Source organism: Heliomicrobium modesticaldum Ice1, from assembly GCF_000019165.1.
GTDB lineage: Bacteria > Bacillota > Desulfitobacteriia > Heliobacteriales > Heliobacteriaceae > Heliomicrobium > Heliomicrobium modesticaldum.
The window spans coordinates 2311829-2327500 of sequence record NC_010337.2 but is presented as its reverse complement, the minus strand read 5'-3'; the positions used below and the strand labels follow the sequence as shown (position 1 = coordinate 2327500).

Annotated in this window: 15 protein-coding genes and 2 tRNA genes (1 of these 17 running past the window's edge); 7 read left to right on the top strand and 10 right to left on the bottom strand. The window is 56.4% G+C overall.

The features are described from left to right. Positions 1–882, bottom strand: the 5' portion of a protein-coding gene (gene glnA / locus HM1_RS10680; protein WP_012283382.1) for a type I glutamate--ammonia ligase. 447 nt of this gene lie to the left of the window's left edge; 882 of the gene's 1329 nt are visible here — the first part of the coding sequence; its start codon is at positions 880–882; its stop codon lies off the left edge, out of view. 173 nt (positions 883–1055) lie between these two features. Continuing rightward, positions 1056–1676 carry an adaptor protein MecA gene (locus tag HM1_RS10675; RefSeq protein ID WP_012283381.1) on the bottom strand — a complete coding sequence of 207 codons (621 nt, stop codon included), beginning with the start codon at positions 1674–1676 and terminating at the stop codon, positions 1056–1058. A 99-nt stretch (positions 1677–1775) separates the two neighbouring features. Between HM1_RS10675 and HM1_RS10670 the strand changes: the two genes are divergently transcribed. Next, positions 1776–2666 carry a hypothetical protein gene (locus HM1_RS10670; RefSeq protein ID WP_012283380.1) on the top strand — a complete coding sequence of 297 codons (891 nt, stop codon included), beginning with the start codon at positions 1776–1778 and terminating at the stop codon, positions 2664–2666. A gap of 83 nt (positions 2667–2749) precedes the next feature. On the opposite strand, the gene HM1_RS10665 is transcribed toward HM1_RS10670, so the two are convergent. Further along, a complete protein-coding gene (locus tag HM1_RS10665) occupies positions 2750–3670 on the bottom strand; it encodes an NAD(P)/FAD-dependent oxidoreductase (RefSeq protein WP_012283379.1) in 921 nt (306 codons plus the stop codon). A gap of 389 nt (positions 3671–4059) precedes the next feature. On the opposite strand from HM1_RS10665, the gene HM1_RS16270 reads away from it, so the two are divergent. The 6 genes from HM1_RS16270 to splB all read left to right on the top strand — a co-directional run bounded on the left by HM1_RS16270 (position 4060) and on the right by splB (position 8094). Next, positions 4060–4446 carry a hypothetical protein gene (locus tag HM1_RS16270; RefSeq protein WP_236995015.1) on the top strand — a complete coding sequence of 129 codons (387 nt, stop codon included), beginning with the start codon at positions 4060–4062 and terminating at the stop codon, positions 4444–4446. Between the two features lie 81 nt (positions 4447–4527). Next, a tRNA-Arg gene (locus tag HM1_RS10655) sits at positions 4528–4602 on the top strand. Between the two features lie 9 nt (positions 4603–4611). Beyond that, positions 4612–4688: transfer RNA gene (locus tag HM1_RS10650), tRNA-Val, on the top strand. A gap of 268 nt (positions 4689–4956) precedes the next feature. Beyond that, positions 4957–5973 (top strand): agmatine deiminase, encoded by a 1017-nt coding sequence (gene aguA, locus HM1_RS10645; RefSeq protein ID WP_012283375.1) that lies wholly within the window; start codon positions 4957–4959, stop codon positions 5971–5973. Positions 5974–5993: 20 nt separating this feature from the next. Then, on the top strand, positions 5994–6881 hold the full coding sequence (gene aguB, locus HM1_RS10640) for an N-carbamoylputrescine amidase (RefSeq protein ID WP_012283374.1): 888 nt from the start codon (positions 5994–5996) through the stop codon (positions 6879–6881). A gap of 97 nt (positions 6882–6978) precedes the next feature. Next, positions 6979–8094: a spore photoproduct lyase gene (gene splB / locus HM1_RS10635; protein WP_012283373.1), complete on the top strand. Its 1116-nt coding sequence runs from the start codon at positions 6979–6981 to the stop codon at positions 8092–8094. Between the two features lie 131 nt (positions 8095–8225). Here splB and HM1_RS10630 read toward each other — a convergent pair whose 3' ends face one another. The 7 genes from HM1_RS10630 to HM1_RS10600 form a co-directional block, all read right to left on the bottom strand. Then, positions 8226–8720: a YajQ family cyclic di-GMP-binding protein gene (locus tag HM1_RS10630; protein WP_012283372.1), complete on the bottom strand. Its 495-nt coding sequence runs from the start codon at positions 8718–8720 to the stop codon at positions 8226–8228. 38 nt (positions 8721–8758) lie between these two features. Further along, complete coding sequence (locus HM1_RS10625) at positions 8759–9598, bottom strand: helix-turn-helix domain-containing protein (protein ID WP_236995081.1); 840 nt, start codon at positions 9596–9598, stop codon at positions 8759–8761. Beyond that, positions 9537–10709: a tRNA 2-selenouridine(34) synthase MnmH gene (gene mnmH, locus HM1_RS16265; RefSeq protein WP_012283370.1), complete on the bottom strand. Its 1173-nt coding sequence runs from the start codon at positions 10707–10709 to the stop codon at positions 9537–9539. Before mnmH ends, HM1_RS10625 begins: the two co-directional genes overlap by 62 nt. A gap of 160 nt (positions 10710–10869) precedes the next feature. After that, positions 10870–11910: a hypothetical protein gene (locus HM1_RS10615; RefSeq protein ID WP_012283369.1), complete on the bottom strand. Its 1041-nt coding sequence runs from the start codon at positions 11908–11910 to the stop codon at positions 10870–10872. 17 nt (positions 11911–11927) lie between these two features. Next, positions 11928–14528 carry an FtsK/SpoIIIE family DNA translocase gene (locus HM1_RS16460; protein WP_012283368.1) on the bottom strand — a complete coding sequence of 867 codons (2601 nt, stop codon included), beginning with the start codon at positions 14526–14528 and terminating at the stop codon, positions 11928–11930. 97 nt (positions 14529–14625) lie between these two features. Continuing rightward, on the bottom strand, positions 14626–14838 hold the full coding sequence (locus HM1_RS10605) for a YlzJ-like family protein (protein ID WP_041313752.1): 213 nt from the start codon (positions 14836–14838) through the stop codon (positions 14626–14628). After that, entirely contained in the window at positions 14835–15602 is a 768-nt protein-coding gene (locus tag HM1_RS10600) for a ClpP family protease (RefSeq protein ID WP_012283366.1), read from the bottom strand. The genes HM1_RS10605 and HM1_RS10600 overlap by 4 nt, the downstream gene beginning before the upstream one ends. Positions 15603–15672 lie beyond the last annotated feature (70 nt).

Below are 15672 nucleotides of genomic sequence, written 5' to 3'. Positions count from 1 at the left end.
GTAGGAGTTGACGGTGGGGTTGGTGATGGCAGCAAAGGAACGGACGTTTTTCAGCAGACCACCGATGTAGTACTTGGCCGTTTCGCTCAGTTGATCCGGGGTGGTCGGATCATAGAAAGCGTTCTTACCGTCTTTGAAGAGAGACATGTTGGTGTGCATGCCGGAGCCGTTGATGCCAAAGATCGGCTTGGGCATGAAGGTGGCATGGAGACCATGGCGCTGGGCGATGGTCCGGACGACAAACTTGAAGGTGACGATCTTGTCAGCCACATCCAGGGCGTCAGAGTATTTGAAGTCGATCTCATGCTGACCAGCAGCCACTTCGTGGTGAGACGCTTCGATTTCGAAGCCCATTTGCTCCAAAGTCAGAACCATGTCGCGGCGGGCGTTTTCGCCGAGATCAATAGGAGTCATGTCGAAGTAACCGGCTTTGTCATGGGTGATGGTGGTAGGTTTGCCTTCGGCGTCGGTCAGGAAGAGGAAGAATTCTAATTCGGGACCGACATTCATGGTGTATCCCATTTCGGCGGCTTCGGCCAAAACGGACTTCAGCACGTTCCGGGGGTCGCCGGCGAAGGGGGTGCCATCGGGATTGTAAACGTCACAGATCAAACGGGCGACAGCGCCGTCTTGGGGACGCCAAGGGAAAATGACGAAAGTATTCGGATCAGGACGGAGGTACATGTCCGACTCTTCGATGCGGACAAAGCCGTCGATAGAGGAACCGTCAAACATCATTTCGCCATCAAGAGCTTTTTGCAGTTGATCGACAGGGATCGCTACGTTCTTCAGGACACCGAGGATATCGGTGAACTGAAGGCGGATGAATTTGACGTCAAATTCGCGGGCCATGCGAAGGACGTCTTCTTTGGTATAGCCCATGTTTCTTACCTCCTCACATAAGTATGGGCAAATAAAAAACGCTTTCATTCATCTTGACAGATGTCAAGATGAGAAAGCGTCGTTGCCCAGTTGTCACTCCGTTGTGACATTTTCGATTTCGTCTACATTATAAGCAAGAATCGACGGGGAGGCAAGTAGTTTGCCGCAAAAAATTATCCTGTTTTTTGGCGGCCCTCTTTCTGACCAAATTTTTCTACAATAAAGCGCGGCGCGTCGCCCTTGCGTATGATGTTACCATGTTCCGTGAAAAATAGGGGTGAGTAAACGCTTCTTTCTCCATACTCGCTCAAGAGCATCTGGACCGCTCTTTCCTGCATTTTCCCGACGGGAATGGTCAAGTACAGGGAGCCCTGGAAATGAATCAGGTTGCCCTCTCCTAGATCGTTGTCGGCAAGGCGCCGGCAGGCAGAGAGCAGATCTTCAAAGCTACGGAATACATAAGCCACTTCCGTCGCTTTGGTTGAAGCGCCTTCGTTTTCCTCCCTTTGGATCGGCGCCGGTTCAATCGTCGGACAGGTGGCGATGACCGGTTTGTGCAAGGTCAAAATGACGGCGACACCTTCCGTCACCAGTCCGATCGCCTCCACAGACACAGACCCTGCAGGCATTTGGAGGACACCGTTGTCTACAGCTTCCCGGAGCGCCCCGGAGAGAAACTTCTGTGCATTGGGGTTGTATTGCCAGAGGTCGCGAATATTTATCTCCCGTTGTGACAAATCCTCTGAAGAAACCAACACCTGAATGCGACCTTCGCCAAGCGTTTCAATCCGCATTGCCAACCAACCCCCTCATACTTCTTGACACCATTCGTTTATCGAAAATTTTTTCTCGTTCAACCAGATATATGCTCGTTCACTACTTGAATTGTACTTGTGGCCTATTATAAACGATTCTCTGCCGACGGAAAAGGTCTTTTTCTGAATATTTATTATGTTCTGAAGTTGTTTTCTTGTCCCTCTTTCTATTGTCTAAGCACACGTTCAAGGAAAGAAAGGAAGCCGCCCATGTCTGACGAGATAGGCAAAATCTTCATAACAGAGATCCGGGAAAAAAAAGCAGCAGCGACAGGCATCCATCATAAAAAAGGGCGACGGGGACAGGTCGGCACCATGATCACGCCGTCCGACCTGTCTGGGAAGGAGTATCGTTCTCCCGGGAGCATCGAAAAATATCACTTAGACGATTTGATTTCCCGGCTACAATCTTCCCCCGTATTAAAAGAAATGATCCTTCGTCGCATGGACGAACAGTATCAGCAGTACCGACAGGCGACGGAAGAGACGCTGAACGCGATCACTTCCATCCTCATCGAAGCCCTCGATCGGTTCGAAGGAGAAGCGGGGGAACTGCGGCGGCGGATTCAACGTCTGGAGTCAGAACATGCCGAAACACCATCGACTGGGGACATCAGCACCGAGCCTACCCCCCTTAGATGGACGCCAGGGAAGCGCATCCGTTGGGGAAGCACACCTGAAGAGATCAAGTCTTCTGTATTTCAGCAATTACAGCGCTTGCAGGAGATGGGCAGTCCGATCTGCGTGGAAACGATCAAGAATAAAGTACCCGGCATGCTGCGCTGGTTGTATGGGGATAAAGCGGTGTTCAACGGATTAAAAGGTTTGCAGCAGGAATATCGCCTCTATTACGAAAGCCATGGGGCGATGCGGATCCCTGTTCGGGATAGACTTTCGCCGGAACCATCTCCACTGGAAATGCAGCAGATGAACGAACCGCAAGTGGTGGACCAGACCCCACCGAACTGAACGGTTTGAGACAAAAAAAGAGGGGGACGCCGTGTTCGAGGTGTCTCCCTCCTTTTTTCAATTCTGACCGAAGGTCACTCGCTCTAGGCCTGAAAAGGCTGTCGCTTCGATTCTATGGAGCGGTGGATCATCATAGCTGCCTTTACCCCTTCGGAAATGGCGAAGACGAGCATCTGGGTCGTGTTGATCACGTCCCCGACGGCATAGATATGGGGAACCGCCGTTTCCATGAACTCATTGACGACGATGTGGCCTGTTTCGTTTACCGCCACATTCAGTTCTTGGGCGAGCTTGCTGTTGCCCTGCGTACCATAGGTGGAGAGGGCTACGTCCGCGTCGCGTACCGAACCGTCTTGAAAGGAAAGAGCCTTCAACTTCCCCTTCCCCCCCGGCGTTCCCTGGAAGCGTTCCACCGGCGTCTCAATCACGTCGATCTTGTATTCCTTGAGGAGATCGCCATACTCTTCACGCCCTTCCAGCGGGTGTCCGTTGGTAGCGATGAAGACATGGTGGGTGTAATCGAGCAAGGCGAAGGCGCTACGGATAGTCCCGCTGCTATGTCCCAGCACAGCCGCCTTCTGACCGATGAACTCAAAGCCGTTACAGTCGAGACAATAATAGAGGGAACGACCGGCGAACTCGTAGCGATTGGGGATCTCCGGCTGATTGTCGGTCAACCCCGTAGCGAAGACAAGATAGCGACTGCGGTAATCGGCGCTGCTTGTGGTGACGGTAAAATCACCGTCTCCTGTCCTCTCGATCCGCCCCACCTGACTCTTAACAATCTCTGCCCCATACAGTTGGGCCTGTTCACGACCGAGACGCAGCAGTTCTTTGCCCGAAATTCCCTGAGGATATCCCAGCAGGTTATGGTACCTGGGGACCCAGGAAGTCCGCCCTTCCCCACCGTCGAAGACCAGCACAGAATGATTGTACCGGGCCAGTTGAATCGCCGTGGACAAGCCTGCCGCTCCAGAACCTATGACGATGATATCGAAGCGCACGCATTCATCACCAGCCCTTCAATGATTTACAGTCCTTAGCTTTCCCCGCCAATGGCGGAAAATCAGATGGCGAATTTTATCACGGCCTTTTACTTGACGGAAATAATTTTTTATCATATAATTACATTTTATATTATTAGAATGCTGTCTTAGGCTGGCTACACCTGTCGCTCCGACCATTCTTCTCTGGACGATCGTGGCGGAATTGGCAGACACTTAAGACGCAGGTGCTCTGACGGCGGCCCAGGTTCTGGTGGTCGCACAGCTATAGGGGTTCAAGTTCTCTCGACCGCACCATACGGTAAAAAATTACAATTTCTTTGGCGGCATAGGTTTGAACGCTCTACCCGATACTATCCGTGAACAGGACGGTCAAGGGAGGGAAAATCATGGGGGGGTCGCAAGGTAAAGGTGACCAGCGTCCTTTGCCGGATAAGTTTGTTCCCGAAGATCTCGGCTCGGCGACCCGGGTGGCCCTGGACGCTCGTTCGGATCTGTACGGCCACGTCACAGAACAAGGGGTCCATCCCCGGAAACCAAAGAGTCAGGAGACCAGCCAATTCTCCACACGGGGTGCACCTTGGGGGATGCGAGAGAGTCTGGTCGACAAGACCCATGAGATGGGCGTCGACTTCGATACATTCATCGCCGGTGTCGCCGCCGACAAGTCGGACATGGAGATGGCCCAGGAGTTTGGCGTCACTGAAAAAACGATTCAGCACCTCAAGAATCACTTCTTCCGCTACGGCATCAACGATGTGCAGGGGCAGGATTGATCCTGCCTTCTTTTTTCCCCCGAAAAAACTGCTGTTGACAGCGCGCAATGATTTTGGTATATTAGTGTTCGTCGCTAGTAGGCGCCCGTAGCTCAGTGGATAGAGCGCTGGTCTCCGGAACCAGGTGCGCAAGTTCGATTCTTGCCGGGCGCACCATTTTCATAGGGGCGATTAGCTCAGATGGTTAGAGCGCTTGCTTGACATGCAAGAGGTCAGCGGTTCGATTCCGTTATCGCCCACCATAGGCAATATATTGGCTCACCCTCATTGACGGAACGGCGTGTCCTGTCAATGGCGGTGAGCCTTCCCATTTGGATGACCGTCAGTGGCGGTTTATTCTCGGGGTAGAACAACCTCCTTTGACGGCAGTCTTTCATAAGTTCATCCTTTTGCCTGGCGGCATTTCATTTTTTATCGCTCGCTGCCAGCGGTAACAGTGGTCAATACATTTCTACTGCCCTTCTCCCCATGTTATAATAAGTCGAATCGCCAAACAAAGGAGAAGATCTCATGTCCCTGCCGCAAGCATCCGGCTTTGCCATGCCCCCCGAATGGGCGCCCCATCAACGCACTTTCATCGTCTGGCCCATCGACGATACGACCTGGCCCGACGAACTCGATGAGGTCCGTCAAGCCTACGCCCGGGTGGCCCAGGCCATTGCCCGCTTTGAACCTGTCACGATGGTCGTCCTGCCGGAACTTGTTGAGGAGGCCGCTCGGATCTGCGGTCCCTCCGTCGATATTCTCCCCATGGAGTACGACGACTCCTGGATCCGCGACAGCGGCCCCACCTTCCTTAAAAACGCCGCCGGCGAATTGGCCGGCGTCAATTGGCAGTTCAACGCTTGGGGCAACAAGTTCCCCTCTGAGTTGGACAACCTCGTAGCGCCCCAACTGCTCGACCACTTCGGCATCCGCCGTTTTGACGCTCCCTTTGTCCTGGAGGGCGGTTCCATCCACGTCGACGGCGAAGGTACCCTCCTGACGACAGAAGAGTGCCTCCTCAATAAAAACCGCAACCCCCACATGACCCGCGAGGAACTGGACGCGCAGGTCCGCCAATACCTGGGCGTTGAGAAGATCATCTGGTTGAAAAAGGGCCTCTGCGGCGACCATACCGATGGGCACGTGGACAATGTGGCCTGTTTCGCTCGGCCGGGCGTAGTGCTCCTCCAGGTCTGCTCCGACCCAGAGGATCCTAACTACGCCATCAGCCGCGAGAACCTGGAGATCCTCCGGCAGGCCGTCGACGCCAAGGGACGTTCCTTGGAGATCATCCCCATCGAGCAGCCTCCTGCCCTCTACCATAAAGGCGTCCGCATGGCTGCCAGCTACATCAACTTCTACTTCGTCAACGGCGGCATTATCCTCCCCATCTTCGGCGGCGAATGCGCCGAGACGGACCGACAGGCCGAGGCCATCCTGGCCCGCGTCTTCCCTGACCGGACCATCGTGCCCATCGAGAGTCGAATCATCCTCACCGGTGGTGGCAACATCCACTGCGCCACCCAGCAGATGCCCAAATAGCAGCAATTCGGAGGGATCCCATGCGCAAGGTCACCGTCGCCGCCACCCAAATGAGTTGTTCCTGGGATGTGGATGCCAACATCGCCAAGGCGGAAAAACTCGTCCGGAAAGCGGCCCGCCAGGGCGCCCAGGTCATTTTATTGCAGGAACTCTTTGAAGCGCCCTACTTCTGCCAGACCGAACGGCCCGAGCACTATGACCTGGCCACGGAGACGGAGAACAACAGCGCCGTGCGCCATTTTCAGCCCATCGCCAAAGAACTGGGCGTTGTTCTGCCGATCAGCTTTTTCGAAAAGAAAAACAACGCCCGCTACAACTCCATCGCCATGATTGACGCTGATGGCGAGATCCTCGGCGTCTACCGCAAGACTCACATCCCCGACGGCCCCGGTTATGAAGAGAAGTTTTACTTCAACCCCGGCGACACGGGCTTTCAGGTCTGGACGACCCGCTACGGCAAGATCGGCGTGGGTATCTGCTGGGACCAGTGGTTTCCCGAAGCAGCCCGCTGCATGGCCTTGATGGGGGCCGAGATCCTCCTCTACCCCACCGCCATCGGCTCCGAGCCTGAAGAGCCGGGAATCGACTCGAAGGACCACTGGCAGATCTGCATGCAGGGCCATGCCGGCGCCAACCTGGTCCCGCTCGTCGCATCCAACCGCATCGGCAAAGAGACCTTCAGCACGTCGGAGATCGACTTCTATGGCTCTTCCTTTATCGCCAACCCCTTCGGCCAAAAGGTGGCCGAGGCGGACCGCACCTCTGAGACGGTGCTGACGGCCACCTTCGACCTCGACGAATGCGCCCGCATGCGAACCGCCTGGGGCGTCTTCCGCGATCGGCGTCCGGACATGTACAGGGCCATCCTCACCTATGACGGTGTAACGCCCTACCGGGGACTAAAGTAAATTCCCCGCTTTCTTGAACAAGTCCACCCGGACCTGCTCCGAGGGGGGCTTTTTTCTTGCTCATCAGCGGGAAAACTTCTCCTAAGGAGGTGCCCCGTTGAACCAATGGAAAGAGCGACCCCAGGAGCAACCCAAAGAGCTACCGAATGAACAGTCGAATAAACAGCCCCAAGAGCAGCAAAAATGGCATTACGTCCCCCAGCGGGTCTTTTTTGAAGGGGAAGCCCTCGCCTACCCGCTCGGCCAGAAGATCGTCGCCCTCTGCCGCGAGTTGGGTCTTCCCACCCGACAGATCCCTTCTCATAACCGCGTCACGGGCCTGCCGGGGGATACGCCGAACCAGAAGTACGCCGAGGCGAAAAAGACCCTCGTCGTCGGCGTCAAACGGGACCTGCGTTTTCCCACCTGCCGCCCATCGGCCGATTACCAGTTTCCCCTGATGACAAGTTGCCCCGGCCACTGCGAGTACTGCTACTTGCAGACGACTCTCGGTCAACGTCCCTACCTTCGCGTCTACGTCAATGTGGAAGAGATGCTGGACCAAGCGGCCAAGTACATCGAAAAAAATACGCCGAAAACGACTACCTTCGAAGTAGCCAGTTCCGGCGATCCGCTGAGCGTCGAGCATCTGACAGGCTCGCTGTTCAAGACGATTGAGTTTTTCGGCGCCCAGGAGCATGGCCGCCTCCGTTTCGTCACCAAGTTCACCGGCGTGGGACCGCTGCTCAAAGCCCGTCATAACGGCCACACACGCTTTCGCTTCTCCTTAAACAGTGCGCGCGTCGTCCGCGATTTTGAACACCGAACGCCTCCTGTCGCGGAGCGCATCGCTGCCGCCACGCAAGTGGCCCGCGCCGGCTATCCCCTCGGGTTCATCATCGCCCCGATCATGGTCTACCCCGGCTGGGAGGAGGACTACCTCCAGCTCTTCGACCATTTAAAAAGGGAGCTGGCGTCGATCCAGCCCCTTTCTCCTCCGGTGACCTTTGAATTGATCCAGCACCGATTTACGGCAAGGGCCAAAAAGGTGATCTTGGAGCGCTTTCCCGAATCCCGACTTGACATGGACGAGGAGGAGCGCAAGTTCAAGTACGGCAAATACGGCATGGGCAAGTATGTATACCCCGACGAGACGGCCAAGTCGATGAAGAATCTCCTCCGGACAGCGCTGCTCGAACGGTTTCCCGATGCTGAGATCGAGTACTTCACGTAATGCTGTGGATACAAATTCCTACCCAGCCGGTCTGTGCATGACCGGCGCCTTTCCCGACGAACAGGCAGGGGGGGAACATCAACTGTAACGCAACAACAAACGGTACATTTGGCAACAAGCTTCCCCGCCGTCTAGGACCGGAAATTGATAAACTGCAACTCAATATCCAGATCAGCCTTCCGCAGTAAAGCGATGACAGCTTGCAGGTCATCACGCTTGTTACCGCTCACGCGGATTTGGTCGCCCTGCACGGAGGTCTGAACCTTGATCTTGCTGTCCTTGATCAGTTTGGTGATCTTTTTGGCATTCTCCTTGGAGATCCCTTGAACCAGGTCGACCTTCTGCCGGACCATATCACCGGCAGCCGACTCGATCTTGCCGTATCTGAGCGCACGCAAGGAGATGCCGCGCTTGACCATCTTCGCTTCCAGGATGTCGGTGACGTTTTTCAGCTTAAACTCATCATCGGAGACGAGGATGATGGCGCCTTGCTCCTGGCGGATCTCGCTCTTGCTGCCTTTGAAGTCGAAACGCTGCTCCATCTCCTTCACCGCTTGATGGACGGCGTTGGTCACTTCCTGTTCATCCACCTGAGATACGATGTCAAAGGATGCATCCTTGGCCATAACCTTTTCCTCCTTTGTGTTAACCAAAAACCCGGGTCTCAACCCGGGTTTTGCGTCAGGGGAACAAACTCTTCTTTGATGACCTGTCCCACGTCCCCGAGAGTGCCAAGACTTTTTCCATTCAGAATAACTTCCACGGCGCCAGCGTTGCCAAGCACCACATTGACCTTGTCCTTGCCCGTGAAGGTCATGGCGTCGCCGACGTTCACCATTCCTTCATAGGCAGGTTGGCCGTCTTGGCTAACCGACATCCAGCATCTGTCCTGCACGACCCGCAAAGTCACGGCCACGCCGCTCGGCGCCGGCGCCACAGCGGGCACGCCGGGGGCCTTTTCTCCGTTGGCAGCAGGTTGTGCCACCGCAGGTTCAACCGGAGAAAGGCCAGGAGCGAGGGATACCGGATCGGCCCCTGCGCCGTTGGACGCCTGGGCTCCCGGCGATGCCCCTAGCACCCCCGAGCTGCCCAACGCCCCCGTACCATCGGCAGCTGCAGGGCCGGACGGTTTAGTGCTGTTGATGGCCACCCTGCCATCCGGTCGGTTCGGCTCCAGTTGGTCCTTGTCCGGCAACCGAGCCGATACGAAGACGAGTCCGGCAATGGCGGCAACCGCCAGGCCGTAACCGGCGTATTTGACGATGCCGCCCGTTCTCGGGGCTGAATACGCTTTTTCCCTCTCCTCTGTGACTAGTGGCGATTCCTCTTCCTCGGTCTTCCAATCATGTTTCATCGCTTCGATCAACGGCGCCGGATCGAGACCGAGATACTTGGCATAACTGCGCATAAATCCGACGCCGTAGACGCGGCCGGGGAGCAGGTCATAATTGCCTTCTTCCAAAGCGGTCAGGTACGCCAGACGGATGTTCGTTTCCGCTTCCACCTGGCGCAAAGAGAGTTGCTTCTGTTCCCTGGCTTGCCGGAGCACAAGCCCGAGGCTTTCCATCGACGTGACCTCCTTTCTGAAAGCGTGCTTCATTGTATAGCATGAGCAGATTCACCGCTTCTGTAACCGAAGATGCATCGACGGCGAAAGGGTAGTGGCGGCTCGGCCCGTTGGGATATCCGTATAACGGATCATAATATTCCCGCAAAAGCACTTCCGCAACAGCGGCATAATCCTCCTGTTCGATCCATAAAGTCAACTGTTTGACCCAGGCCTTACCGAGGCGCTGTTCCAACCGGCCCATCGCCTCCAGCAGTTTTCCTCTGTCCGCTTGGCTGGCATAAACATCGACTAGCCGCTGGATCCGTACGGCCATCGGCGCATAGAGGAGAATCCGTTCCCCTTCCTGCATGCGACGGAAAAAGTTCTGCGGCAGGATGACGCGGCCGATGCGGCGGCTTTCACATTCCATGAAGATGCTGGGCTTGTCCTGGCAAGCGTTGAGCGCCATGACTAGGCGACCTTCAAAGGTTTGCTGGCTTGGGATCGACGAATAGCCGATATGACCGAAGACGCTGCCTCGGTTCTCCGCGATAGCCTCTAGGTCAATAGTGCCAGCGCCCCCTTTTGCGAGGGCGGACAGGATCTCCGTCTTGCCCACGCCGGTGTTGCCATGGAGCAGGAGAAAGGGCCAAAGGCCGATGCGCCGCTCCAAATATTCGTTAACATAACGGCGGAAGGCTTTATAACCGCCTTCGATGCGGTACGTCTCCATCCCCATCAGATTGAGGACCGTCGCTGCTGTTTTGCTGCGCATCCCGCCACGCCAGCAGAAGAGGACGGCAGGCCCATTGCCTGCGACTGCCTGCGCGTTGCGGTACAGCTCTGGGAGTTTCGGACTGATGATCTCGAGGCCGACTTTTCGGGCTTCTGCCGGTCCCCTTTGCTTATAGATGGTTCCCACGCGCGCCCGTTCCTCATTAGACAGGAGAGGGATGTTGACCGCGCCGGGGATGGTTGCTTCCGTATATTCACCTTCTGATCGCACATCAATCAGTGGACCGAATTGACCGGACAGTGCTTTGTCAATGGTGATCGGTATTTCCATGTTGCCTCTCATTCGAGCGCACTGACTTCCCTTCAAGAAAAAAAGTCGGAAAATCTCCCGAAGGTGAATTTTACGACATTCTCATGTTAGTATATCATCAGAGTCTACTTCTGTCAAAAAGTTCAAAGCAAAATCATTGATAATCAAACATTTCGAACGGTCATCCGTTGAAATGTACTTCCCCTTGCGCCAACTTCTGCAGTACCGGTTCGAGTTTTGACCGGATCTCCTCCGGCAATGGTTGGGGTTCTTCTGTTGCCCTGACTGTCTTCATAAAGATATTCCACTGGACCGACAGAAGACTCGGCTGTCCTTCTTTTCCTTTGAGTATCGCCTCTAAACGGGGATACAGATCATTGCTGTTGACACCGCCCTGGATCGACCATACCCCCGGCGGCGGCGCTTCGTTCGGCTGGAGGAGCACGATAACGTTACCGATCCGCCCGGTTCCCGGCGGAAGCGGCGGCATGTCGGCGGCGCGCAGGATGATCCGCAGATCCGCCGTTGCCGCAGCCGACTCGCTCCCAGCCCCGGCGGCAGCTCCCGGAACCGTTCCCCCGCCTATGGACGTCGTCAACGTCAATAAGGGGTCCCTCTTCCCGGTTTCAGCCAGACCGGCCCGAATGACCCGCTCAAAGGCGGCGGCCTCTGTCTCACCAGGCGGAATATCGACGGTAACGCTCCCGCCAGGCAGCATCGCCCCCGCCAGGGCGCCGGCCAGATAGGCACCAGCCAATCTTGTTTCCAGGGTGCGCTCCTCCGGCAATCCCAGGTAGATGAATGTTGTCTTCTGAAACTTCTCCTGTGCGGCGGGAACGAAGCCGGCGAAGGCCGGATCGGCGATAACGACGGCCCGGGCCTCGTTGACGCCGAAGTAGCCTAGCGCCTCCTCAGGGGTGAGAAAATCGGTTGGCGAGATCGCCCGTACGCGAACGCCGTATTGTTCTTTCAAGGAGCGCAGCGCCGCCGTCACCTGGCCGTTTCCGGCAGCCGCCGGCGAATCAGTCGGGGCTAAAATGGCACCGACTAGCGGCGGCACATAGCTGACAGCGGTGATGCTGCTCTCATTGTCCTGATTTCTGGCTGTATCTCCTGTTATCGTTCCCCGGCATCCGGAGAGCAGCAGCGAAAACAGGATGAATAGGCAAAAGAGGAACGGCGGGCTCCTCCGAAGCCAACTGTTTTTTTTTCCCGTCAACACCTTCGCCCTTCCCCTTCTTAACTCCCTGTATTTTTCGCCGAACCGTACTTGGCTTCAAATTGAACCTTGCTGATCAGGATCTCCCTGGGCTTGCTGCCTTCGTAGCCGCCGACGATGCCCCGCTGCTCCATGATGTCGATAAGCCGCGCCGCCCGGGCGTAACCGACCCGCAGCCGACGCTGTAGCATGGAAATGGAGGCCTGTCCGCTGTCCAGGAGGACGCGTACGGCGTCGACGAAGAGTTCGTCGTCATCCTCTTCCGGCGCTTCCGCCTGTTCCTGGGCCTTGATGACCCCTTCCTGATATTCGGGCAGCCCCTGGGTTTTAAGGAATTCGACAACTGTTTCCACTTCTTTGTCCGAGACATAGCAACCCTGCACCCGCAGGGGTTTGTTGGAACCGACAGGCGAAAAGAGCATGTCCCCCCGACCGAGCAGTTTTTCCGCACCCGCCTGATCAAGGATCGTCCGCGAGTCAATCTGGGAGGAGACGGCGAAGGCGATCCGCGAAGGCACGTTAGCCTTGATGATCCCGGTGATGACGTCCACTGAAGGCCGCTGAGTGGCGATAACCAAGTGGATGCCCGCCGCCCGGGCCATCTGGGCAAGGCGGCAGATGGCGTCTTCCACGTCGACGGCGGCGACCATCATCAGGTCGGCCAACTCGTCGATGAGCACTACCACATAGGGCAGCGCCGGCTGCGGTCCGTCAGGGTTGTCGATCGCCTTGAACTGGTTGTAGCGGGTGATATCCTTGACCCCCGAAGCGGCAAAGAGCTCGTACCGATTTTCCATCTCGTTGACGATCCACTTGAGAGCCGTCGCCGCCTTCTTGGCGTCCGTCACCACCGGGGCGATCATATGGGGGATGCCATTGTATTGGGTCAGTTCGACCATCTTCGGGTCGATCATGAGAAACTTCACTTCGTTCGGTTTGGCCTTGAAGAGGATGCTGCTGATCAACGCGTTCATACAAACGCTCTTGCCGGCGCCGGTTGCCCCGGCGATGAGCAGGTGGGGCATGCGGTTCAGTTCTGTTACGACAGGTGCGCCAGCGATATCTTTCCCCAAGGCGATAGTCAACTTTGACGCCGCCTGTTGGAACTCGTTCGTCTCCAAGACTTCGCGGAAGGTGACGGCCGTCACCTCCTTGTTCGGTACCTCGATGCCGACAGCGGCTTTTCCGGGAATGGGCGCCTCGATTCGGACGGCACCGGCGGCCAGCGACAAGGCGATGTCGTCAGCCAGGTTGGTGATCTTGGAGACCTTGACGCCAGGCGCCGGCTGGACCTCGTAACGGGTAATGGCCGGGCCGCGGTTGACCTGGGTGACTTTGACGCGGACGCCGAAATTGTTCAACGTCTCTTCGAGGATGCGCACGTTTTCCGTGATGTCATGGTCCAGACGGGGGCTTTTCACACGGAGTGAACGGTGTAAGAGGCTGAGCGGGGGCAAGGTGTATTCGGGAAGGCCGGAAGAAGCGGCGCTTGTCCCAGCCTTAGCTTTCGTTCCTCCTGGGACTCCGCTTTCCCGGTTCTCGTCGAGCAACTCGGCGGTGACATTCTCAGTTGCATTCCCTTCCGAACCTGTCCAAGACACGCCGGCGGACAGCTCTCTATCGGCGAGATCACCGGCGGCGGTTTCCGCCAAGCCTGGCATCGTCGTCTCGCGATGGCGCTTGGCTTCCACGAGCGTATCGTCGATGGAAGGCTCTTTCGGAGGTTCGTCATCATCAAAGTGCTGGATGATCAAGGGGGCCCTATCATCCAATAGGGCGCCTCTGTTTTCCAGTTCTGGATTTTCCGGCGTTGCCGGCCTGATGATCGCAGACCCATTCGGCACAGCCGACTCCGTTGCCGCCTTATCGATAGGTTTTTCGATCTGTTTCAACCACTCCGGCCTATCTTTTTCATGGTCAAAGATGACGAGCGGGATGTCCTGTGACCCCTTTGCCGGGGAAGGCCCCTCCGTCTTTTTGCGGCGCCCTTTTTTCTCGACGGCCTTTTTCGGCACAAGCTCCTCTTCCTCGACAACGGTAAAGAGGAACTTGCCCAGAGCGCCACGGGCGCGGCCATACCAGCCGACCAAACCGGCGAAGAGCAACCCCACCAACTGAACGAGAGACACCTCGAAGGCGAAGAGGACAGCAGCCAGAATCAAGGCGATGAGGACCACATATGTTCCGATCGTTCCGAAGAGCGTTTTTAAGAGGATGGCGACAGAAGCCCCAAGGACGCCGCCGCCCTTTCCTTCCATGCCCGCTTGCCAATCCGATCCCCCGATCGGTAGCATCAGGTGCAGGAAAGTGAGCAGGATCATATAGGAGGCGGTGAAACCGGCGAGCTTTCGCCCGATGGCAAATTGCGCCCGTTGGGTCATGAGCTTGACGCCTATGTAGGCAAGAAAGATCGGAAAGAGGATCTTCCCCTGCCCCGCCGCTATGCTCAGGCTGTTGTAAAAGAACTGGCCTACTGCGCCGGCGCCCGCAGAAGGCAGGACCAGGGGATTGGCGCCGACGGTGAAAAGGCTGACAATGGCGAAGACAGCGACAGCCAATACCCCCAGCCCGGCCATTTCATACTTGAGATCTTCTTTCAGTTGATGAAACATGTTTGCCATTAGATCACCCTGCATGTAAGTCGTGTTGTCACCGGGAGCCGCCGTTTCTGACAGGCGCAAAAGGAAAGCCATCCCAACGGGGTGGCTTTTAGGGAGGTTAATCGGGAAAGATCTCCCTTCCCGGTTGCAGTTCAGGATCGAGGTAGTCCTTTGGCTCGGTGGTCAACAAGCGTGTCAATTCGTAGCGTCCGTCTCCCCGGTTGTAAGCCATCACAGTCCTGCCCTTGAAAGACACGATCGACATGGCGGGTACATCGGGCGTTGTCCCCTGAAAGATGGTTTCCATTGGAACTGGCGTATAGAGGATCATTGCAACAACCCCTTGTTGTTTCGGCGCTCTTCGATCAACTCATTCAATTTTTTCACCGCTTCGCTGATCCCGCCGACGGCGTCGATGAGACCATATTCGACAGCCTCCTTGCCGACGACGACCGTTCCGATATCCCGGGTCAGTTCGCCTGTTTTGAACATCAGTTCCTTAAATTTCTCCGGTGTGATGCGGGAGTTGCGCGTCACAAAGGCGACGACGCGGTCCTGCATTTTTTCCAGGTATTCAAAGGTGGCAGGGACACCGATGACAAGGCCTGTCAAGCGGATCGGGTGGATGGTCATGGTGGCTGTGGAGGCGATCATCGAGTAATCGGCCGATACGGCGATAGGCACGCCGATAGAGTGACCGCCGCCCAAGACGATGGAGACAGAGGGCTTCGACAAGCTGGCGACCATCTCGGCGATGGCCAGGCCAGCCTCTACGTCGCCGCCGACAGTATTCAGGATCAACAACACGCCCTCAATGTCCTTGCTCTGCTCCAGCGCGACCAGTTGGGGCAGGATGTGCTCGTATTTGGTCGTCTTATTCTGCGGCGGCAGGATCATGTGTCCTTCCACCTGGCCGACGATGGTCAGGCAGTGGATGTTGCTTTTGGCGCCAGGGACCTCCGTCTCGCCCAGTTCTTTCAGGGCGTCGATGCGGCGTCCTCGCGACTCCTCCGGCTTCAACGGCGCCCCTTCGGCCGGTCCGGGCTTCGCTGTTTTAGGTTCTACATCCGGTGTCTCTTCAAACTGTTCGACCATAGGCCCACAATGTCCTCCTTTTGGCGTTGAATTCCCTCATTTCCCTATTTTGCACCAGAGAAGAGGGAAC